Raw genomic sequence first — 22504 nt, 5'->3', positions numbered from 1 at the left:
TAACAATTTCAAATTGAGCGTTATCGGTGTCGCCTGCACCCGCAACTAAACTGTAAGTATGGGTGTCTGCTGGGTCTACATCAGCAGTGGTAAATGTTCCGACAACCGTACCGATAGCTTGGTTTTCATCTACGCTGTTGCTATCGAGGCTAATATCGGTGGGAGTTTCGTTAACATTATCAACGTTAATGGTGAACTGCTTTTGAAATGTTCCCCCATTTTTGTCATTGGTTTGAACTCGGATATTGTAGGAATCTTTGCTTTCAAAATCGAAGGAAGCTTTGGTTTTAAGTTCACCGTTAACGATTTCAAATTGAGCGTTATCGGTGTCGCCTGCACCTGCAACTAAACTGTAACTATGGGTATCTTCCGGGTCAGCATCGGCGCTGCTTAAGATTCCGACAACGGTTCCGACTGCTTCGTTTTCGTCTACGCTGTTGCTGGTGAGGCTAATATCGGTGGGATTATCGTTAATATTAGCAACCGTCGGGGGAGTCGTCTGAACATCGAGAACTTGCAAACCCCCATTACCATCAGCAACATAAACCAAGTTATCGACGACAGAGACACCGAAGGCGCTGCCAGGAGTATCAAAACTGTATTCTAAAGAGGGAGCGGTGGGGTCGCTAATATTGATAATTTGCAGACCCCCAGCTTCATCAGCCACATAAGCGAAGTTCCCCGCCACCGATACGCCTCTGGCATTCCCAGGAGTATTAAAACTGCCGAGCCGTTGGGGACTGTTGGGGTTGCTAATATCGATAACGGTCAGACCGCTTGTACCGTTGGCAATATAAGCGAAGTTGTTGACTACTGTTATACCCCTGGCATTACCATTGGTACCCAAGGTCTGGACTGGAATGGGACTGTTGGGGTCGCTAATATCGAAGATAGTCATATTTCTACGACCAGAAGCAGTATTGATACCACTACCTTCGGTAACATAAGCAAAGTTCCCCGCTAGGGCTACATCGGTGGGGGCAGCATTAGTAGTAGCAATACGACCCTTCTGAGTTGGACTGGCGGGGTTGGTGATATCAAAGATGACCAGACCGCTTGTATCATCAGAAACGTAGGCGAAGTTCCCTGCTACAGCTACACCGTTAGCTTTGCCACCCGTATTTACACTGGTTGTCACGGTGGGACTGGCGGGGTTGCTAATATCAACGACGGTCAAACCGCCAGTATCATCAGCAATATAAGCGTAGTTCCCCGCTACGGATATATCTTTGGCTCGGCCTGGAGTATTTTCAACTTTGCCCCTTAAAGTGGGATTAGTCGGGTTGCTGATATCGATGATTTGCAAATCTTTTGCATCATCAGCAACAAAAGCCAAGTTCCCCTCGATGAATACGGCTTGGGCGCTGCCTGGAGTATCAAAACTGCCCTGAAAAAAGATTCCCTCTCCGGCGACGGCGCTGACGGTTTCGGCTGTTCCTCCATTGTCGGTATAGGAGGCGTTGACTCGGATATATTTGCCGACTTCGTTATCTGCGAGCGTCAAGGTGCTGTTGGTTGCGCCGGCGATGTCCGTCCAGTTTGTTTCATCCTCAGAAGACTGCCATTGATAGCTGATAGCGCCCGAAATGCCGTTTGAGTCGGTGACTTGGGCGGTTAGGGTGCTGTCTTCTTCTACGATACCTTCGATGTTTACCTGACCGTTGGCTAGGATACCCCGATAGGAGGCTTGTGTCGCTGCTGAAAAAGCTAGTTCGGCAGGGGTTTGACTGATGAAGCGCTTTAACGTCCAGTCTCCCTCTTTGGCGGCGTTTCCGGTGGGAGTGGCGGAGGCGGCGATATCGGCATCGGTGAGTTTGTGCAGTTTCTCAACAAATTCGGCTCCCGCATCTCCGGCGGCAACGTTACAACCGTACAGTAAAATTTCGGATGCTGACCAAGTTTGTAATAAGTTGGCGTAGTCTTCGAGGGTATCGAGGTTAAGTTGAGCGTTTCCTAAATATAAGCATCCCGGTGAACCGTGAGAAACAATATGAACTGTTTTGATATGAGGACGGGTAAATAAAAAGGCGGTAATTTGTTCGATACCGTCTTGCCGGATATCTAAAATCTCAACTTCTATCCCCGGTTTCACGCCTTGGACGAGATGTTTATAGTCGTCTACATTAGCATCAATAAAAACGAGAGTTTTTGAGCGATTCAAAGACATTTCGGAAGGCTGAATAGTTTGTATAGAGTTGAAAGGCTGAGAGTTGGAAGTCAGAATTGGGGACATAGCTGGCGTTCTACGTTGAAATAAATAATCAGAAAAAATCAGGAGCTTTTGAGATGATTAATAAAGTCAGAACTGCCCGACCGCAGTGAATAAGCACTCTTCCTTTTTCAAGCACTGTCATTGTTTCTCAATCGAAAAGCTAAAACAATGCCATTGCTTATAAATGAGGCGAGTTGAATGCGTTTGTCTATCCCTGATTTTCAGAATCCATCAAACTTTTCTCTTATTATAGTTGAAATCTGTAAAAATACTGAAGTATTATTGTAAATCTTCGGTAAAAATACGGAGGTATTTTAAAGATTTGACTGTTTTTTGCGGAGAGCGCTTTTTGGTCAATGTGGAGAAACTTAATTGTAAATTTTCAGTAAATTACCGAGGGGTTTATATCAATTTTTGATGAAGAAAGTACATATATAGCGCCTTCCGTGCTTTCAAAAGGGGAGAGGAACAAAAGGATTTGTAGCCAGTATTCAAGAATTAGTATAAGGATTTCATATATAGCGGTTTTCAATTTTTAGAGACACAGTGAGATTAAGGTTTCTCAATAGAAACCGGGTTTTTAGGATGTACCTGAAGGGACGTATTCACTGTCTAAAATATCAACAAGTGTAACAATATTACTCAAATAAAAAAAAGTAAGGTAAGCATTGCCTACCTTACTTTTAACTTTCAATCAATTTCCCGATACAGTCAGGGTTTAAGCTTGGATGAACCTAAACTCAAGCATCGCACTCGGAATATGATTAAACATTGCTTTATTCGTTTCCGTTTTTTGAGCAACTTGACTGAGGAATAGTTGAACTTCTGATTGAACTAACTTCCAGAATTAATCCTTCGTTACGGTTGAATTAGAACCATAACTCGGTAACACTGTCCCCTCTTTTAAGGGGTCTAATTTCTCAATGGTGTTGACAGGTTGACGAGGTTGACTGATATTCTGAACCGCATCGGCGACATCTATTCCTGTTGTTTGACGCAACTGTTCTAAAAATCCTGCTATTTTTGTGGCTGTCGTTCCATTTTCACTGTTAATAACGGTAACATTATCGACTTCAATTTCAGGAATCGTAGAAACCAGAGTTTGTAGTAATCCTTCTAATTTCTGATACAGGAAAATATCCCGTGCATTAGCCCCGGCTGTTTTCCAAGATTCGGCTAACTTTTGAGTTCCTTCGGCTCGGGCTTTTCCTTCTTCTATAATTCGGGCTGCATCCCCTTTTGCACGGGCAATTTCACGTTTACATTCTGCTTCAGCAGGTGCGACAATATCAGCTTGTAACTTCTGTTCAACTTGAATAATTCTTGCTCTTTGAACGGGAAGTTCAGCTTGAGTTCGTGCGACTTCTGAAGCAATTTCTGACTCGGATTCTGCAATTACAGCTTCTCGTTTGGTAATCGCATCTTTGACCCGACGTTCGGCTTCTGCTCGAGCGACTTCTATCTCAGTTTCTAACTGTTTGAGTGAGGTATTTTTCTTGTTTTCTGCATTACGAATAACGGCAGTGGCTCGGGCTTGGGCTTCTGCCATACGAGCATCTCGCAGCAGTTCAGCTTGTTGTTGACGGCCAATCGAATCGAGATAACCCACTTCATCAGAAATATTTTGAATTTGTAGGGTATCTAAAATCAACCCTAACCGTTCTAAATCATCTTCGGCTTCTTCTAATAAACTCTTAGCAAAGGCTAACTTATCGCCGTTTACTTGTTCGGGCGTTAAACTGGCTAATACCCCTCGTAAATTCCCTTCTAAGGTTTCTTTTGCCATTTGTTCGATTTCTTTACGGGTTTTGCCGAGTAAACGTTCTATGGCGTTGTGAATAGTGGGTTCTTCCCCGGCAATTTTAATGTTTGCCACACTTTCAACGGTGAGCGGAATTCCCCCTTTTGAGTAAGCGTTAGCAACTTTTAACTCAATAATCATGTTGGTTAAATCCATGCGAAAAGCTTGTTCAAGTAAGGGAACTCGAATGCTACTTCCACCTTTGACTAAACGATATCCGACTTCTCGTTGCTCATCAACGCGCCGACGTCCGCCTGCAAAAATCAGAACTTCACTGGGTTGACAAACATAGTAAAGGTTGCGAATAATAAACGCTCCTGCACCTGTTCCTAACCCTAATGTTGCGAGTAATGCAATGATAATTTCCATGATGTTGAATAAAAGGTGTATTGACTGTAAAAATCCCTACTTTTTCAGGGTAAATTCTTTGAGCTGATGTCCGTTGGTTTCAGCGCGAGTTGCGGCAACTTTCACGCCTAAGATTTGATCAACACTCTGGAGGAACTGACAGAAGATTTCGGGGTAAGCTTTGACCAAACTGGCGATTGATTTCCCATCACCATTATCAATAACGCTGACATTTCGCAGTTCAACCCGGCTGGGAACTTTCGCAGCTTCTTTGAGGATCATTTCAATTTGCTGCAAGTAGAATAATTCTGAGGCATCTTGATCCATGTCGTGCCAAACTTTTGAGAGCAAATCATTAACGAGCGCTTCGGCTTGAGCATTTTCGATCAGGGGTGCGGCTTCTCCTTTGGCTCGAAGTTGCTTGGCTTGGCGTTCAGCTTCGGCGGGTAATACTTCGTCGGCTTCTAGGCGTAAACGTTCTAATTCGGCGCGAACGGTTTGTAGGAGTTGTTCGGCACGGGCGCGGGCTTCTTTGGCGGCGGCGATGGTGCGTTCTTCTTCGGAACGGGCTTGTTGTTCGAGTTCGGCTTTGATTTTCCGCAGTTCGTTTTCTTTTTGCTGAACAAGACTCAGGGCTTGGGTTTTGGCGACTTCGGCTTGTCGTTTGCAGTCGGCTTCAATTTGTTCGGCTTCAGCGAGGGCGTTGGACTCGGCAATTTCGGCGTCTCGCATAATTAAAGCAATTTGTCGCCGTCCAATGGATTTGAGATAATCGACGTCATCGGAAACGCTTTGTATTTTGAGGGTATCAAGCTGTAAGCCCAATTTGACGAGATCGCGAGAAACGTCTTCGGCGATGCGTTCAGCGAAGCGCAGGCGGTCTTCGTTGAGTTGTTCGGGGGTGAGGGTACTCACGACGCCGCGTAGGTTGCCTTCTAGGGTTTCACGGGCGACTCGGGAGATTTCGGAACGATCGCGATCGAGAAAACGCTCAATGGCATTGCCGACAATTGCCGGATCGCCGGAAATTTTCACGTTAGCAATGGCTTGAATATGTAGGGGAGTGCCGCCTTTTGAGTAGGCGTTGGTGACTTCGACGGGAACGGGCATGGTTCGCAGATCCATCGTTTTCACCGTTTCCAAAATGGGAATACAGATGGTACGTCCACCAAATATCACCCGATAACCGACTTCGCCATCTTTACTGCGCTGTTTGCGGCCGGAGAGAATTAAGATTTCGTTAGGTTTACAAATTTGTAGAAAGGTATTGAGAAACCAAACCAGGACAATGCTACCAAAAATGGTGAGGGCGATGGGTAAAGCGGTGGTGATTTGTGCGGGTAATTCACTGCGGTTCGTCGGGATAGATTCCACAGGTTGAACTTGCGCGACTTCCACCAAGATCGCCTCTTTTTCAGCATTGACAAATTTATTGTTCATTTTGTTTAGGTTGAATAGATACAAGGTTGAGTTCCGGTTTGTTTATTTCCGAGGGAATTCGGGATTGAGTTAGTTTTTGTTCTCATTTCTAACTCGGGTGCTTTGGATAAATTTATGAAATGAAGGCTTAGATATTGTCCATTGTACTTTGGGTTTTATTCCGATAGATTAAGTGGCTTGTTTTGATGTTTCAACTCTCTCGATGCAACTGCCATCCGTTCATGGGATTTTACGAGGGTTTTTTGAGTCCATCGATTAATCTGAAGATTGTTTAAAGGCGGCTTCACTAACCACCCACACTTTGTTTTTTTCTACTCCCACCACAAATGCTTGATCTCCTTTAGAAAACTCTTGTAAGTCTTCTGTCATTGCCATCATATCGAGGGTTGTTCCTTTAATATTTAACCGCACTTTGCCTCTGCTATTATGATCAAATGGAATTTCTACTATAGTTGGTAAACCCAATAGATCATCGGCACGTACCATACTGTCAGCTTGTTGTCTTTGCAGAAGTCGTAACGCCCAAACCATAGCGGTACCACTAACAACGCCTACCGCAATCGATATCCACAAGGTCAACTGAGGGGACATCACGGGGTTCAACAGGGAGAGGATAACTCCTGTTAAACCGAAAAAACATCCGCCAAATGTCCAAAACCGCAAGCTAAAAAAGGGTAATCCCAATCCTCGGCGACGCCGCCTGTTCTTCCGACTGATATACTTATCCTCTTCTGTTTTAGCTGATTTATCCAGAAATTGTATGTCTGGATCAAAGTCCTGATCAAAATCAACACCGTCTAGTCCGGCGAAAGCAGCTAATGCAACGAAAGCGCCGCCCACAACTAAACAGAATAGGTAAAGATTAAACATACGCGCCCCTAATCACGGGATACTGGATAATTGCTTCAGTCAGTCTATTTCTATTTTCGCAAATTCGTTTCCGGATTCAGCAAACTTTTGTAACAAATTTTGATAAATTATCAATCCAGTCTAGAGTTCAGTTTATCAACTGTTTAAAATTATGCCTGATCCTCCTGCGCCTATGCCCTGAAAGGTTATGCCCTTCAGACCCTACAATGGGTTGATCTGGCGAAAGTTCCTCCTGGTGATTCCTTCGCAGTTCAATATTATTTCTCCTTGGCATCAAACGCTCGGCGGTATTTATATCTCGACTTATGAATCTGGTTCTATTCTACAATACAATGAGTTAATTGTCTTTTCAGGTTGGGTCAGTTATTCGGGTCAATGGGGCCGATGGATTTTTCACTTTTATGTTGATGATCAAGATTCGGTAATCCCTAAATTTAGTTGTAGATGAACCTCAAACTTTAGAGTGAGTTTAACCCGAATTAACCCAGCAAATTTTCTTCAAAATCAGTAGGCGGATGAGCGAGGGTATAGGTTTGAGTTTCCTTGGCGATGCGGGTGCGAATATGAGCGGGAGTTTGCAAAATTCCCAACAGTGTTATTCCGTCTAACATTCGGAAATCTTGCGTCGTTTTTTTGGCTAACAAACGATCAATTTCTTCGGGGTTGGGTTGAGAGTTAATCGGGTTTTCAGAGGCTAAAATAAACCCCCAAGCTTCACCAAAACTCGGAACATTACTGCTATAAGAATGAATACTGGAAAACACTTCGTTTAACGTTCTGGCGAGACGTACATGAAACTTCATTCTCAACACACAAGCTGATCCCGCTTGTACGCCTAAAACGCCTCCAGGGGTTAACAAAGAACGCAGTTTTTGATAATATTCTTGAGTGAATAATCGAAAAGATGGTCCCGATTCGACAGGTTCAGACAGATCAGATATAATCACATCCCAAGGCTGTTCTATTTTATTCAAATATTCAAACGCATCTCCGATAATTAATTCTACCCGAGGATCATCAAAAGTATTCGCATTCATTTCGGGTAAATATTGACGACAAGCTTCAACAACTTCTCCATCAATATCAATCATCATTACTTTTTCAACCGTTTTCCAGCGCAAAACTTCTCGCAATGTCGCGCCTTCTCCCCCACCCAAAATCAAAACAGTTCGAGGTTCACCGTGATAAATCATAGCAGGATGAACCAGAGGTTCGTGATAGAGAAATTCATCGCCTGTTGTTGACTGTAATTTCCCATCCAAAACTAAGGCTTTACCATAGGTATTGGTTTCGACAACATACATTTGTTGGTAGGGAGTCTGTTTGTAGGTGAGAATGCGAGTGATCCCATGAGCATAGAGATCCCAAGGTGTGAGATAATCACTTAACCAAAGATCGGCGTTAATTGGACTACCAGCCATGAAACTCCTTATTTGAATTGATGAGTTCACCCCTTATTTTTTATCATACAAACAGCACAAAAGGACAGAAATATTTTTCCGTCCCTAATATTATAATTCGAGTCTAAGCAAGATTTCGGAAGATTTTATTCACCTGACCAGCTTACCCAATCTCGCGAAACACCCATATTACACATCGCTAGGTTCAATTCAGCTTCATTAATATTAGCCCCGGTTAAATCTGCACCACTGAGTTCTACGTCGGTTAAAATCGCCCCAATTAAGTCAGCATTGGTTAAATTAGCGCTGCGAAGATCAGCACGAGTTAGGTTAACTCGTCCCATATTTGCTTCAATTAAACTGGCTCCAATTAAGTTAACTTGGCTAAGATTTGCACTGCGTAAATCCGCTTGATTCAAATCAGTATCGGTTAAATTCGCTTGACTTAAATCGGTTCCGCTTAAATTCGCACCACTCAAATCAGCACCACTGAGATCAGCTCGACTTAAATTCAGTTGACTGAGATTAACTCCACTTAAATTAACACCATGTAAACAAATACCGGGAAAGTTTTTCTCCCCTGCATCGATCCAGCTTAAGAATTGACTAGCATCCATTTGTTAAACCTCCAATTTTGTTGAGATAATCTCTCTAATTTGTTCTCGAACTCGTAATCCCATCGAGCATTTTTTGAGGTTGAATAAAAAATTAAATCTGCTTGAGTCAAAATTTGATCTGAAAGTTCAATCTGTCAAAATGCTGACTGGATGTTGTTTGAAACCTTGATTGGGTTGTTGAAACGGGCTAAAAGATACTAATCAAGATTACAAGGGTGAATGCACACAACAACAGGATCAAAGCCATTAAAAAGCCGATAACAGTATTGTCGTGTTCTGTCGTGTGGGTTTGATGAGCCATTGTTCAAATGCTCCTCAATCAATATTGTACTTGATATTCTGTTAGCGTAGAAAATTATTTTGTCTGGTTCGGTTTTCTTTAGATTAAATTAACTTTTCCGAGATGAAACTTTATATTATCTTGATTTTTAAGTATAGATACTTAGAGTATTGGGAGAAATACTTCACTAAAATTTACAGAAAAGATAGAGTGAAAAATTGTTATAAATTTAGAGACGTTTGTTATGAGCTAAGGAACTTTAGCTTTTTCTTCTTGCAGTTTTTTTACTAATAAATGAACTTTGGTAGAAGGATTAGCATGAACTTGATCTATTTCTTGCTGTTCTTTTTCTAAGCGTTCAGCGTTTTTAATGGCTTGTTCAAGTTTATCCTTTAGTAAATTGTAGTATCTTAGAGATTTATCATAATTTGCTGGTGTATTAACTGAGCTTGCATTGACTAACTCTCTTTGAAGTTGAGTTTCCACCTCTGAACAATTTTGAAATGAACGACTTGTATATTGGAAATGTAAGAGCAGCCAGATTTCAAAACAGGGAATAGAGGTTATAGACTCTTCAAAACCATAATCTTGTGCTTTTTTAATTGCTTGTTTATACTTTTCTAGTTTATTGTCATAGTCAAATATACAAAAAACTTCATCGGGTTTTGATGTCATTTGATTTCGATAAGAATTGGCTTTCTCTACAACTTGACAAGGATCGCCACCCGAACCAGAATATACTTTAATTTCCGTCGTTGGTAGTCTAAGTTCTGCTTTAAGATCGTTAAAATAATTGTATTCTGTCTCCTGTCCTTCTACAACAATCAAAATAAGTTTTCTAGGTGTTCGTTGTCCACGAGTTCTCTTTAATTTATCTGTAGATTTCCCCCGTCGTGACATAACTAAAAATTTAAGCCTCCGATGAATGGAATGGCTCCATATCGACCTAATAAATAACCTGTTTGTAGAGATTCATCTTCTTGGGGTTGAAACTCAAGCAGAGAATATAATCGAGTGATGCTCATCTTTTCTTTTTCAACAAACCAAACTTGATCTTGTCTAAATAAGTCATCACATAAAAATGTTGTATCGTGAGTGGTAAAGATCAGTTGAGCGTTATTTTTATTAATAAGCGGATCATTAAACATTTTCACCAGAAATCTTGATAATATTGGATGTAAACTGCTCTCCATTTCATCAATAACCAGTACCCGTCCCTTTTCTAAGATGGTGAACCACAATCCTATCAACTCAAAGAAACGTTGTGTTCCTTTTGATTCATGTTCCACCATGTAGAATTCTCTTTCTTCATCAGAATCAATCATCTTATGGCTTGTTATAATGTCTAATTGCACATGGCTATTCCGCTTGTTTAGTAATTCATCTCGATCAGTTTCACTAATACTAGATCGTGGAATCATCATAATAGAACCTTTTTCTCCTGGTAATATAAACTTTTCATCTACTCTAAAGCCTGAAATTCCAAGATCTGCTTTTTGTAAAAAATTGACAATTTCCTTGCGAAAAACATGATCTTCTAAGCTTCTTGCTGCTGTATATCCCCCACCGGTAAAGCTTGGACTGAAAATATTAAACTGATCTTCATTAAAGTTATCTCCAAACCAATTATATATTTTCTCTAACTGAGGATGACTATTTTGAGCCGCATGAGATAAGAATAAAGAATTACGACGAACTAAATTTTTAATGAGTCTGTTTTCTTCTGATAAATCTAGATTTTCTCCAAAATACCAGTTATACTGTTTATAGTCTGGTTTTAATTCCTGATTATCTGGATTAAAAATTCGCTCATACAAATTTTGTTGTTCATTGTCAAAATAAGCGATTAACCATTCTTCGTAAACTCTTTCTTGGTCTAGGGAAACTCCAAACTCATAACGAACTTCTTCGTAGATAAAGATTAACTCAAATAAAGTCGGTTTTTTACTATATTCTGAATCTAATCTAAACGGTTCTACGGGTAGTTTATCTCGACTTCCTCGCATTCCTGTAGCTGAGTTACGAACTATATTTTTCAGCGTATACATAGCTCTAACTAAATTACTCTTTCCGGCTGCATTTGGCCCGTAGATAACAGCACTTTTGAGCAAACGAATCTCATCAGTTCCCGGAACAGCAAACGTATTTTCTGGTAGCGTTTCTATATCCTCGGATGCTACCAGACTGAACGTTATTTTCTCTCGAATTGAACGATAATTTTCTACACTAAATTCAATTAACATAGTCGTTAAAAAGCTGTAAGATAAACCAGATAGATGTTTATTTAGATTTCGAGAGATTAATTAAGGAGATTTTGATTAAAGTAAAAGTTATCTAATGCTTTCAGGTTATAAGTCCACAGGCATTTAACTCAAATTTCATATGAATTACAAATTATTATAGCAAAAGATCACAAAAAATTATCTTTAAACTTTAATTAAAACAAAACCTCTACCGAAGGGACAAGATAGAGGTTTAACAAAAATATTAGCCTAGAAGAATTAGCAAGAGCAGGTTTCCGGGCAAAATTCCACTGTTACATGAAGTTCATAACTGTTACTTGGTTGTTGATTAGCATCAAATGGAATACGAGCGTACTCAGCAGTCACTATAATTCGCCCGGTTTGCCACTGTTCACCCTCTTTTAAGACCTTACATACTTTACCTTGTCCGCTTGGAGAATATTTACTGTCATATTTCCAGGTTGCAGAATTTGAGTCAAGTGTTATTCCAACTTCAGGAATGGAACTAGCAGGAATTTTGATAGCTTGATGGCGTTGTTTTACAGCCTCTTTAAACCGACCTAGTGTTATTGTTCTAGGTGTACCCGCAGGTACGAAAAATTCCAATACGTCACCGTCATTAGTTAGAGATATAAATTCAGATTCGTGTGTCATTTTAGCTTCTTAGTTGTTTGATGTACTAGATGGATACATAGAGGTTTCATAGACTAGAGGATAAATATATAAAAACACCCTGATTATGTAACCTTGTTAATCATCTATCACCAACTACTCTATCGGTTCACTCGATTTCGGAAAACTTGGTAAAATTTTTTGAGAATCAGAAAATATACTGAATCTTCTTGACTAACCTGTTAGTATTCGAGAGGTTCTAAGTAGAAATAAGTAGCTCAAACTTTATACAGTTTGCTTTAACTAAATCCAACCCGATCAACGCCTATCTAGTTTACTAGATAACATATTAATTGCTTTGGCTATCCTCTCTAATATTTTTATATCCGTATTTTCCGGCATACCAATGTAATAAATAAAAGGGGGATTATCTAATATTTGAATATTTTTATTAATTTGTTGAACTATGCCATCTCTATTTTTAGATAAACTTTCGTTAATATTTTCAGCATAGCCTGCATAAATAACAGTAGACTTTGAAATATTTGACCCGGAGTTTATAATATATATACCCGGTTTTTTTGGCACATTATAAATCTCTACATCCAATCTATATAAATCTATTGGCTTTCTAGTAGATTGCTTTTCTAAGTAATTAATTATCCATAATGCCCAATCGTCATACTCTACATTAGGATTATTATTATGTTGTTTATTTAATAAAGGTGAAAGATTATAAATTAATTGTTTCTCGATAATTGAAAGAATATCTTTTAAGGACTTGCCATAGTCCTTTAAGGACTTGCCATAGTCCTTTTTGTTAAGATCTAACAAAGACTCGGGTGGAAAAACCCAACACTTGAGTGAAAAACTAACTCCTTGTTCTTCTAATAAAATCAAATCTTCATATTGATGATGTCCTTGCTTATAACCTGTCCAACGCTTATAAATTGTCTCAGTAGTCATTCCTATATATAAATATAGTATAGGTTGATTAGGGATATATACTGCATATATTCCCGGTAAATTGGGAAGCTTATGCAAATCAGTCTTGATACTCGAAATTTCAGGTTCATACCATCCTTTATCGAGCCATTGAAATAACTCGTTTGATAAAGGCATTATTTTTATCTCCAATATTGACATTATGTAACTACTACTGGAGTTGCCTATATTTCTGAAATTTTAAGTTATTTTTCTCGAATGAACTAATTTTAGTGATTCAATTCACTGATCTACTTCATATGGTTTGTTATACATATTCTAGTACAATATAAAGCACTAGATATCGTAAACAGTTCCATGACCTTAAATTAAGTCTCAGATGGGGGTGTATCTCGCTTGAGAAAACGCTGAACAGAAAGCTGAATGGCAACCAAAATTAATCCGAACGTCAGAAAGGCAAATACACCTGTTCCCATCATACATAATCCCGTTACTAAGGTTCTAACGGTGACAGACATTTGAACCACCGCAATATTATCGGAATGGATGGGTTTTGCGGCGTAGGTTTGGGCGACAGATTGAGTTAAAAAATACAGCGCTGTGGCAATACTCCCTAAGACGGCTGCATTACTCAAGCACCTAAAAGGAGTCACGCCGTCGAGGTTGTTTTTAGAAGATTTAGAATCCGATTGAGAAGATGATTCACTCATGGGTTTATAATAGATTAAGCGAGGGTAATTCCGGTTGAACTTAATTGAGCTGTCCAGAAGTCTAAATCGGGATTAGCGAGTTGATTGCGAACGGTTTCTGCAACTTCTAAAGCCTGTTGTTCAGATTCGGTTAACGCAAACACAGTCGGCCCGGAACCTGACATCATTGTACCTAATACATTTTGGGATGCAAACGCTTCTCGCAGTTGCAAAACTTGCGGATATTCGGGTAAGGCAACCTTTTCTAAATCATTATGCAGAAGTTGACCAATTTTCCTGCTATCTCGCTGCATAATTGCCCCTACTATTGCTCCTGAGTGTACCCGTTGACGGCGAGTTTGTAAATCTTGCGCCTCGCTAACATAGGTATCGCTAAATTGACTGCGGTAGGTTTTGTAAGCCCAAGGCGTAGAAATTTCTAAACTGCGGTATTTGGCTAACACGACATAGAAATTATCTAAATTTACTAAGGGCGAAAGCACTTCACCTCGCCCTGTTGCTAAAGCCGTTCCGCCTTTAATACAAAAGGGAACATCAGAACCAATTTGGGCGCCAAGGTCTTCTAATTCGCCTTGAGTCAGTCCTAATTGCCATAATAAATCCAATCCCACCAACACCGCAGCCGCATTGCTTGAACCGCCTGCTAAACCTGCTGCTACGGGGATTTTTTTATTAATCGTAATTTCAACGCCGCCATATTGTGCCATCGCATCGGGGAATTGTTGCGCCATTAGTGCAGCCGCCCGGTAAGCCAAGTTGGTTTGATCATTGGGAACTGCGGCGTGATCACATTGAACAAATATTGTATCAATTTCTATCGGCCGAATGTCAACTTGATCGGCCAGAGAAATACTTTGAAGAACCATCGCCAGTTCGTGATAACCATCGGGGCGATCGCCAATAATTTCTAAGTATAAGTTAATTTTGGCGGGAGCAATCAGGGAGTAAGAACGCATGAGAATTTATTGGGGGTTTTCAGAGGTTAGATGAACCAGTTGGTTACTCAGACTCACCCATTGCTCAACGCTTAAATCTTCTGCACGAGCTTGGGGGTTCACTTCTAATTGTTCCAGAATTTGGCTCAAGCGATCGCGATCAATCACACTTTGTAAATTATTTCGTAACATTTTACGTTTACTAGCAAAGCCCAATTTTACGGCCATTTCCAGATGTTTGGGATTTTCAGCCGGTTGTTCAATGGAACGAGGACGCAACCGCACCACCGCAGAATCAACTTTGGGAGGCGGATAAAAGGCTTTAGCGGGAACATCACAAATGAAGTCACATTCAGCGACATATTGAACACGCACCGATAACGCCCCAAAGGTTCTAGAACCGGGAGCCGCACAGAGACGTTGAGCGACTTCTTTCTGCACTAATAATACCATTAAATCATAGGGTTTAGGATTCGGTTGAGCGATATTTCCTAAGAGTTTTTCCAGAATCGGCCCGGTAATATTGTAGGGAATATTAGCGACAACTTTGTTGGGGTTTTGAAAACGAGGAAAATCTTGTAGATAGTCTTCTAGAGGCAGGGTGAGTATATCTCCTTGCAGGAGTAAAAAGTTGTCAATTTTGCCAAATTTTTGGACTAATTTTTTGCATAAATCTCGGTCAATTTCTACGGCTAAAACCGTTTTAGCCAGTGTGACCAGACGTTCGGTTAAGACTCCCGTTCCGGGGCCTATTTCTAAAAGGCAGTCATCGCTAGATAATTGGGCTGCGGTGACGATTTGGTTCAAAGCGGTTGGACTGCGAAGCCAATGTTGAGCCAATTGTTTTCGAGGATGAGACATGGTGTTTTTTTGTAAAGTTTTGTACTTTCAGGAAAAAGGATTAGCTAACTTGTAGTTAGACTAAAATTTTAACAAAAGGAAGTTCCGGTGATGGAATATCAAATTCGTTACAAACCCGCCTTCGCCACAATTTTTATGACCCTCCAGCCCGGCGAGAGTTTGACGGCAGAAGCCGGAGCGATGGTCGGGATGGACGGTAAAATCTCCATGAAGACCAGTTTCTCCGGGGGATTTTTCTCGGGTCTGATTAAAAAGTTCTTGGGGGGAGAATCATTATTTGTTAATACATTTACTAACAAAACGAATCAACCCCTACAAGTGGTTCTTTCTCAATCAGCGATTGGGGATATTGTAGCAGTAGAATTGCACTCAGGACAACAACTTTGTTTTCAACCGGGTGCCTATATTGCCAGCAGCAAAAAAGTTAAACTGGGCGTAGGATGGGCGGGTTTTGCTAGTTGGTTTGCGAGAGAAGGGTTATTTAAGCTGAAAGTAACGGGTCCTGGCTTAGTCTTTTTTGGGGCTTATGGGGGAATTAGTCAAAAACAAATTACCCAAGAATTTATTGTTGATAACAGTCATTTAGTCGCCTATGAACCCGGCATTAAAATGAGTGTGGGGTTAGCGGGGGGTTTGTTCGGTTCTTTAACTTCGGGAGAAGGATTTATTAATAAACTGCGGGGAAATGGCGTGGTTTATTTACAATCTCGAAGTATTAATGGATTAGTCAGGTTTCTCAGTCCCAAATATCGTTAATTTCAACGAGAGGATGCGATTATGAAAATCAAAATTTTACAACAGCCAGACTGTGCAATTGCTCGGGTAACATTAGAGGCTCGGGAAGAATTAATTGCTGAAGCGGGAGCAATGGTTGCCATGAGTGAATATATTAATACTAGCACAACATTACGCCAGGGAAAAGGCGGCGGAATTTTCGGCGGATTAAAACGAATGATCGCGGGAGAATCGCTATTTTTAAGCGTTTTTCGTTCTCCCATCGCAGGCGGAGAAGTGTTTTTAGCCCCGAAATTGTTGGGAGATATTCTGCATTATCAAGTTTCTGAAATCGGATTAGTTGTACAAGCGACTTCTTATTTAGCCAGTCATTCAGATGTTGATATTGAGTTGGGATTTCAAGGGTTTAAATCCTTGTTTTCGGGTGAAAATATCTTTTGGTTAGACTTAAGTGGTCGAGGAGATGTTTTAATTAACTCCTTTGGCGGAATTTATGAGGTTGATGTCAAAGATGAATATATTGTGGATACAGGTCATATTGTCGCCTTTGAAAAAACACTCAACTTTGAAATTACCAAACCGGGTTCAAGTTGGATAGGGGCATTTTTAGGGGGAGAAGGTTTAGTTTGTCGGTTCCGAGGACGCGGAAAACTCTACTGTCAAACTCATAATTCTACAGCCTTTGGACAGTTAGTTGGGCCGCTTTTACCCATGAAATCCAATTAGTTTTTGTCTATAATATACAACTCTAAAATCAATCAGGAGTGAAAAAAAATGTCGAGTCAAATTGCTTATCAAATCGAACATTCTCCCTCTTATGCTTCGTTGAGATTAGACTTACAACCGAATCAAACCGTTATTGTAGAATCTGGGGCGATGGCGGCGATGGATAGTTGTATTAAAATGCAGTCAAAGCTAAAAGGCGGACTGATGAAAGGAGTCGGAAGAATGTTGAGTGGGGAGTCTCTATTTCTGAGTGAATTTACCGCACAAAATAAACCCGGACAGTTGTTTTTATCTCCCGGTGTTCCCGGGGATATTTTCCATTATTACTTAAATGGAAAGGGATTGATGATTCAATCTTCAGGATTTGTCGCTTCAGGAAATCAGGTGAATATTGACACCAATTTTCAAGGATTTAAAGGGTTTTTTAGTGGAGAATCTTTGTTTTTAATTCGGGCGACAGGTCAAGGAGATATTTGGTTAAGTTCCTATGGGGCGATTTTAGAAATTCCCGTTGAAGGGGATTATGTTGTCGATACGGGTTATATTGTGGCGTTTGAAGATACGCTGAATTATAATGTCGAATTAATTGGCGGTTTATCATTTAAGAACTTGAAAACAGGAATTTTTGGCGGGGAAGGGTTAGTTTGTCGCTTTCGAGGTCAAGGTAAATTATGGATTCAATCTCGTCAATTAATACCTTTGTTAAACTTTTTAGATCCATTTCGACCTGTTAAAAGTAGTTCGGATTAATCAAGCTTCTATGAAATACTTCAATGTTTGCGATAGAAGGTTGCTGGGTAACAGTCAGCGTAGGGGCGCGCCTCCGAATACATCTATGTTTCTCATCAATAACTGATATAAACCCGCTCTTACAGATAGGCTTTTGTAGCATGATCTTTTCAATTTAATATGATATTCCAACCTCAACAGATTTAAAATAATTCCCATGTCTGAACCAGAATTCAGTTCAAGAAATCCACCTCCTAGTGATCGACAGCTATTAATATTACTGGCAATCTTTGGGGGATTTATCATTGCAACAATTGCGGTTTTATGGTTCCTTTTTGAACAGTTAGTTTGGTTTATTCCGATTCAATTTGAACAGCAAATCGGACGCTTAGTGGTTCCCGTTTTTGAACAACAAGCGAAACCTTCACCGACTCAAACCACATTAAATCAACTGGTAGACCGTCTAGAAACTCATTTAGATTCAACACTTGAAAACCGAGATTATCAGGTTTTGTATATTCCTCAGCCTACCATAAACGCATTAGCCATTCCAGGCGATCGCATTGTTATCTTTCAAGGGTTATTAGGTTTCGTTGAGTCAGAAAATGAGTTAATGATGATTTTAGGACATGAACTCGGTCATTTCGCCCATCGCGATCATTTACGCGGTATTAGTCGAGGCTTATTTTTCCAAACCGTTTTATCAATCTTTTTGCCAAATATTGGATCTTTAGAGTCTTTAGCAGTTGCCCTTTCTAACGCCCAATTTTCCCAATCTCAAGAACGACAAGCCGATGAATTTGGCTTAACTCTATTACAAGAAAATTACGGTCATGTTGCAGGCGCAACCGACTTTTTTGAACGACTCAAAGCCGAAGAAAAAGGAAATAATATCGCCTTTTTGCAAACTCATCCCCCTTCCCAAGAGCGAATCAAACGACTGCAACAGCTCACCAAAAAACGAGGCTATCAACTGCAAACGCCATCGCCGTTACCAGCCTCATTAAACTTACCCAATTAACTCATAATGGGGCTACCATGATGATGAATCAAATACCATTGATTCGCCATGCGGATAAAAATATTCGTTGCCATTGATTCAGCTTGAACCTTGCGACGACCAAGAACTTGCATCACTTCTTCAACTAAAACCACATAAGCCAAGTCGCCATTAACCTCAGTCGAGATCACTTTTGTATTAATTTCCAGATAATTTGTTGCTCTAAAAATCTGTTCCCAAGAAGACCTCACACCATCCCAACCGCGAATCACATCCCGTCCAGGATGAATACACAGACTCGCCGTTCCCTTCGACCAGACAGCACTCATCGCTTCAATATCCTTTTTCTCAAAAGCCCGATAAAAGGCTTTATTCGCGGCTAATACCTCTTGTTCGTCAGTCATATTCATCCACTGCTTTATAAAACTGATATAACGCGGTATAAACCGTGTTAATGTTTACTTCCTGTCTTGCAAAGTTCCTTCTCGAGCGGTTTCCGCCGAGATCGGACTTTGCGCTGCATCACCCCGGACTGTCAGCAGCACCCGGTCAGACAGGCATTTCACCAAGAAGCCCTCGGCATAACCTTCTAAATTCAGGCTGGCATTCAAATCACGGTCAACGCTTACACCGCAATTATTACAGTTAAAAACTCGTTCTTTCAGTGGCATTTCTTGAACGTGACCGCAACTTGAACAAGTCTTAGTTGACGGATAAAATCTATCAGCAAACACTACTCTTGAACCGTACCACTCAGACTTATACTCGACTTGGCGACGAATTTCAGAAAGAGCAGAATCAGCAATAGCACCCGCTAACTTGTGATTTTTTAACATCCCAGAAACATTCAAGTCTTCTAACCCGATAACTGCGTGATTTTTGCATAGCCATGAGGTTAGTTTGTGAATTGTATCTTTTCGGATGTTAGCCACTCTTTGATATGCTTTTGCGAGTTTCAATCTAGCTTTGTTCCTGTTATTTGAACCCTTCTGTTTTCTCGAGAGTTCGCGTTGAAGTCTGGCTAGATTTTTTTGAGCTTTTTTGTGGGCTGCTGGATTGGCAAAAACAGTACCATCTGAACAGGTCGCTAATACCTTAACCCCAACATCAACACCCAGGTATTCTCTTGATTTTACAGTCTGTTCTGGCTCAAATTCGTAGGCTACAGACAGATACCAAGAATCAGCGACTCGACTAATTGTGACTCGTTTAGTCTGAATTTCGGGAAGGGGTTCGTAGGTGTTAACCCATCCAATAAAAGGAAGCTTCAATCTCCTCCCTGAAAACCTCATTACTTTGCCACAATTATCTAAAGTAAAGCTATCATTTCTGCCTTTTTTCTTGAACTTAGGATGTTGGGCAGTGCCTTGAAAAAAGCGACTAAAAGCTTCTCCCAAGTGCATGAAAGCAAATTGATAAACTCTAGAACTTAGGGTTGACTGCCAGGAATATTGAGGTTTGACGTGATTGGTGTAGAACTTTTTTAGCTTATTCGCAGAAGGTTTTAAACCCTGTTTGTAAGCTTCATTCCACATCGCTAATGCCCAATTCCAGACCCATCTAGAATATCCCGCGTGTTTAGCCATTAAGGTTTTTTGACGGTTATTAAGTTTGAGTTGGGTCTTGAAGGCTCGTTGCATAGATGTATTCTTTTATCTTACAGATAGTACCGTGTTGTACCATAAATTGTCAACTAAGTTACTGCTCTAGGGAACACTTTTATAGATTAATCAATCTGCTATCTAGACTCAAGTGTAAAGCCGTTGTGTCAGTTTGTTCGTTAGGCGGCATCGAGTTCGGACTTGAGAACATTCCCCAGATTTATGACCGATCGGCCTGAACTGTTTTATCATCAACATCAGTCATTAATTGCGTGACCGATATCGTTCGCGATGGGAACCGTGCAGAACTCTAGAAACACTCACACTAAACAAGCCGTGTATAAACCGATTCGATTGATTGTCAGTAGTATCTTAGTCGCATTTGTCGCCACTGTAACCCCCCAGATGGCTCATTCCGTTGAAGTCGTTGCTCAAGCGAACACTCAATCCAATGACCAGCTTAACCAATTACTCGAACAAGGACGTCAGTTAGTCGATGCTGGAAAAATTGATGAAGCCCTTCTCGTTTACGTGCAAGCCGCAGGACTTGATCCCAGTGATCCGAAGATTTATTCAGGAATTGCCTATTTAGAAGCCTTGCGGGGAAATTATCAATCCGCCGCTAAATTTTATCGAGACGCCTTAGTTCTTGATCCGCAGAATGCCGATTTTCAATATGGTTTGGCTTATAGTTTGGTCAAGCTAGAAGATTACAAAGGTGCTGCTGACGCCTATCGCAAAGCCATTAGCCTCAAACCCGATCACCTAAATGCTTATTTGGGACTGGCGGTGAGTTTATTCCGTCAAGGTGATTATAGTAGTGCCGTCAAAACCTATGAAATGGTGATTGCATCTGACCCCAACAACTGGCAAGCCTATGCTTCGATGGGAATGTCTTTGTTACGTCAGGAAAATCTCCCGAAAGCCGTTGAAACCCTGCGACAAGCGGCCGTACTGGCACCGAATGAAGCGGGTGTTCAAATTAAGCTCGGAGTGGCGTTACTGCGAAGTGGCGACCAAGCAGGCGCCGTTGCAGCCTTTGAACAGGCGGCGGCGTTGAGTCCCCGTGATGGAGAGATTCAGTTTCAAATCGGCGAAGTGTTGAAAGTTCAGAATAACTTGGATGGGGCGATCAAAGCTTATCAACGGGCGTTAGCTTTTAATCCCAATTTAGTAGAAGCCGATATCGCAATTGGGGAAATCCAGTTAGAAAGAAAGGAATATATTGGGGCGATTGTCAGTTTCCGACGAGTCGTTGATAAAGCTCCCCAAAATCCTAGCGCTCACTACAACTTGGGAATGGCAATCAAAGGTCGAGGTGGTCGAGACTCACAAGCGATCGCCGCTTTTGAAACCGCTCTCAAACTCTATGAACAACAGGGTGATACCGAAGGCGTTAAAAAGACACAAGAGGCGTTAAAAGGACTCAAAAAATCAAAATAATCCGGTTAAAGCAATGGAAGTCTGGAGTAACGGATTACAAGTTTTCAACCGGGGGTGAAGTAGGGTAAATTAGAGACGACACCTCCTGACGAAGAACCTCAAACTAACGATGTCGTCGTTTTTCCATCCTTTTTGGTGAGGAGTTCAATTCTATGGTTTTTAAAGTTAATAATCAAAATCGATTTCAACGTTTTATCCGTGTCGGTTTGAGCGCTTTGATGGTCTCCGTAATTGTTCAATCTGGGGTTTCGGCTTCGACTCCGAATAATACTAAAGTCGCTCAGGGTACATCAGCCCGAACTTCGGTGATCCCGTCGCAATTATTGAATCCCATTTTACCGGGGTTAGATGATCCTTCTATCTTTTTACCGTCTGGAAAACCCAAAATGCGGTTAGTTTTGCGCTTGGGTCAGCGACGAGTTTTTGTTTATCGTAATGATCAACAGGTGGCGAGTTATCCGGTGGCGGTGGGAAAAGCGGGTTGGGAAACGCCCACAGGTCAATTTAAAGTGATTCAGATGGTGGAAAACCCTGTTTGGCAAAATCCCTGGACGGGAGAAGTGCGTCCACCTGGCCCTGATAGTGCGTTAGGACTGCGCTGGATTGGTTTCTGGACAGATGGGAAGGATACGATTGGGTTTCATGGGACTCCTACGATTAATTCTATTGGACAAGCCGCCTCTCATGGTTGTGTACGGATGCGAAATGAAGATGTAGTGGCCTTATTTAATCAAGTTGAAATGGGAACGCTTGTGGTTGTTGAACCGTGAACCTTCAGGGGGTGTCAAAAGCTGCTTCAGTGTCCAGCCCGGTGTCCAGGAAAATCCGGGAAGAGCAAAAGAAAAATCAAATGCGATCGCAGATAGGTGTTTGGCTGACGGTGTTACGCTGTACATCTGTGGACAAACACATCTGACGCGATGGCAATGCCTTCAACCGATAGGTTGAGAGCAAAGGAGCCGTCCCTCAAAGCACGAATCATAATGTTCCGTGCGC

21 protein-coding genes are annotated in these 22504 nt (G+C 41.1%); 6 read left to right on the top strand and 15 right to left on the bottom strand.

Annotation, left to right across the window (positions count from 1 at the left end; all coding sequences use genetic code 11):
• From VB836_RS29450 to rsmA, 13 genes are all read right to left on the bottom strand, one after another.
• Positions 1 to 2233: DUF4347 domain-containing protein (locus VB836_RS29450; RefSeq protein ID WP_323225005.1), on the bottom strand; the 2233-nt coding region annotated here is incomplete at its 3' end.
• An 826-nt stretch (positions 2234 to 3059) separates the two neighbouring features.
• Entirely contained in the window at positions 3060 to 4382 is a 1323-nt protein-coding gene (locus VB836_RS29445) for a flotillin family protein (RefSeq protein WP_323225003.1), read from the bottom strand.
• 36 nt (positions 4383 to 4418) lie between these two features.
• Positions 4419 to 5801: a flotillin family protein gene (locus VB836_RS29440; protein ID WP_323225001.1), complete on the bottom strand. Its 1383-nt coding sequence runs from the start codon at positions 5799 to 5801 to the stop codon at positions 4419 to 4421.
• A gap of 255 nt (positions 5802 to 6056) precedes the next feature.
• Complete coding sequence (locus VB836_RS29435; protein WP_323224999.1) at positions 6057 to 6671, bottom strand: NfeD family protein; 615 nt, start codon at positions 6669 to 6671, stop codon at positions 6057 to 6059.
• 479 nt (positions 6672 to 7150) lie between these two features.
• Positions 7151 to 8092, bottom strand: a complete 942-nt coding sequence (locus VB836_RS29430; protein WP_046278174.1) for a spermine/spermidine synthase domain-containing protein — start codon at positions 8090 to 8092, stop codon at positions 7151 to 7153.
• A gap of 125 nt (positions 8093 to 8217) precedes the next feature.
• Positions 8218 to 8688: a pentapeptide repeat-containing protein gene (locus VB836_RS29425; protein ID WP_323224997.1), complete on the bottom strand. Its 471-nt coding sequence runs from the start codon at positions 8686 to 8688 to the stop codon at positions 8218 to 8220.
• Between the two features lie 529 nt (positions 8689 to 9217).
• Positions 9218 to 9868, bottom strand: coding sequence for an RloB family protein (locus VB836_RS29420; protein ID WP_323224995.1), 651 nt, complete (start codon positions 9866 to 9868; stop codon positions 9218 to 9220).
• Between the two features lie 2 nt (positions 9869 to 9870).
• Positions 9871 to 11211 carry an AAA family ATPase gene (locus VB836_RS29415; protein WP_046278177.1) on the bottom strand — a complete coding sequence of 447 codons (1341 nt, stop codon included), beginning with the start codon at positions 11209 to 11211 and terminating at the stop codon, positions 9871 to 9873.
• Between the two features lie 258 nt (positions 11212 to 11469).
• Complete coding sequence (locus tag VB836_RS29410; RefSeq protein ID WP_046278178.1) at positions 11470 to 11865, bottom strand: hypothetical protein; 396 nt, start codon at positions 11863 to 11865, stop codon at positions 11470 to 11472.
• Positions 11866 to 12141: 276 nt separating this feature from the next.
• Complete coding sequence (locus tag VB836_RS29405; protein WP_323224993.1) at positions 12142 to 12945, bottom strand: hypothetical protein; 804 nt, start codon at positions 12943 to 12945, stop codon at positions 12142 to 12144.
• A gap of 191 nt (positions 12946 to 13136) precedes the next feature.
• Positions 13137 to 13478, bottom strand: a complete 342-nt coding sequence (locus VB836_RS29400) for a DUF3082 domain-containing protein (RefSeq protein ID WP_046279186.1) — start codon at positions 13476 to 13478, stop codon at positions 13137 to 13139.
• A gap of 14 nt (positions 13479 to 13492) precedes the next feature.
• On the bottom strand, positions 13493 to 14434 hold the full coding sequence (gene ispE, locus VB836_RS29395; protein WP_046279187.1) for a 4-(cytidine 5'-diphospho)-2-C-methyl-D-erythritol kinase: 942 nt from the start codon (positions 14432 to 14434) through the stop codon (positions 13493 to 13495).
• 6 nt (positions 14435 to 14440) lie between these two features.
• Complete coding sequence (gene rsmA, locus VB836_RS29390) at positions 14441 to 15274, bottom strand: 16S rRNA (adenine(1518)-N(6)/adenine(1519)-N(6))-dimethyltransferase RsmA (protein ID WP_046279188.1); 834 nt, start codon at positions 15272 to 15274, stop codon at positions 14441 to 14443.
• Between the two features lie 90 nt (positions 15275 to 15364).
• On the opposite strand from rsmA, the gene VB836_RS29385 reads away from it, so the two are divergent.
• The 4 genes from VB836_RS29385 to VB836_RS29370 all read left to right on the top strand — a co-directional run bounded on the left by VB836_RS29385 (position 15365) and on the right by VB836_RS29370 (position 18485).
• Positions 15365 to 16030 carry a TIGR00266 family protein gene (locus VB836_RS29385; RefSeq protein WP_323224989.1) on the top strand — a complete coding sequence of 222 codons (666 nt, stop codon included), beginning with the start codon at positions 15365 to 15367 and terminating at the stop codon, positions 16028 to 16030.
• Between the two features lie 21 nt (positions 16031 to 16051).
• Positions 16052 to 16735, top strand: coding sequence for a TIGR00266 family protein (locus tag VB836_RS29380; RefSeq protein ID WP_323224986.1), 684 nt, complete (start codon positions 16052 to 16054; stop codon positions 16733 to 16735).
• Positions 16736 to 16783: 48 nt separating this feature from the next.
• Positions 16784 to 17485 (top strand): TIGR00266 family protein, encoded by a 702-nt coding sequence (locus VB836_RS29375; RefSeq protein WP_323224984.1) that lies wholly within the window; start codon positions 16784 to 16786, stop codon positions 17483 to 17485.
• 196 nt (positions 17486 to 17681) lie between these two features.
• Entirely contained in the window at positions 17682 to 18485 is an 804-nt protein-coding gene (locus VB836_RS29370) for a M48 family metallopeptidase (protein ID WP_323224982.1), read from the top strand.
• Here VB836_RS29370 and VB836_RS29365 read toward each other — a convergent pair.
• Together VB836_RS29365 and VB836_RS29360 are read right to left on the bottom strand one after the other, a co-directional pair.
• Positions 18482 to 18868: a nuclear transport factor 2 family protein gene (locus VB836_RS29365; protein ID WP_046279193.1), complete on the bottom strand. Its 387-nt coding sequence runs from the start codon at positions 18866 to 18868 to the stop codon at positions 18482 to 18484. The two genes, VB836_RS29370 and VB836_RS29365, sit on opposite strands and share 4 nt — an antisense overlap.
• Positions 18869 to 18922: 54 nt before the next feature.
• Positions 18923 to 20104, bottom strand: coding sequence for an RNA-guided endonuclease InsQ/TnpB family protein (locus VB836_RS29360; protein ID WP_323224978.1), 1182 nt, complete (start codon positions 20102 to 20104; stop codon positions 18923 to 18925).
• 297 nt (positions 20105 to 20401) lie between these two features.
• Here VB836_RS29360 and VB836_RS29355 point away from each other — a divergent pair, with 297 nt between their 5' ends.
• Both VB836_RS29355 and VB836_RS29350 read left to right on the top strand, forming a co-directional pair.
• The gene (locus VB836_RS29355; protein WP_323224975.1) at positions 20402 to 21508 is read left to right on the top strand and encodes a tetratricopeptide repeat protein; all 1107 of its coding nucleotides are present in this window, start codon (positions 20402 to 20404) and stop codon (positions 21506 to 21508) included.
• 152 nt (positions 21509 to 21660) lie between these two features.
• The gene (locus VB836_RS29350; protein ID WP_046281845.1) at positions 21661 to 22278 is read left to right on the top strand and encodes a L,D-transpeptidase; all 618 of its coding nucleotides are present in this window, start codon (positions 21661 to 21663) and stop codon (positions 22276 to 22278) included.
• The last annotated feature ends 226 nt before the right edge of the window (positions 22279 to 22504 follow it).

Source organism: Limnoraphis robusta BA-68 BA1, from assembly GCF_034932365.1.
Taxonomy (GTDB): Bacteria; Cyanobacteriota; Cyanobacteriia; order Cyanobacteriales; family Microcoleaceae; genus Capilliphycus; species Capilliphycus robustus.
Note: the sequence above shows the minus strand (reverse complement) of the source record. Positions and strands in the feature narration are given on the sequence as shown.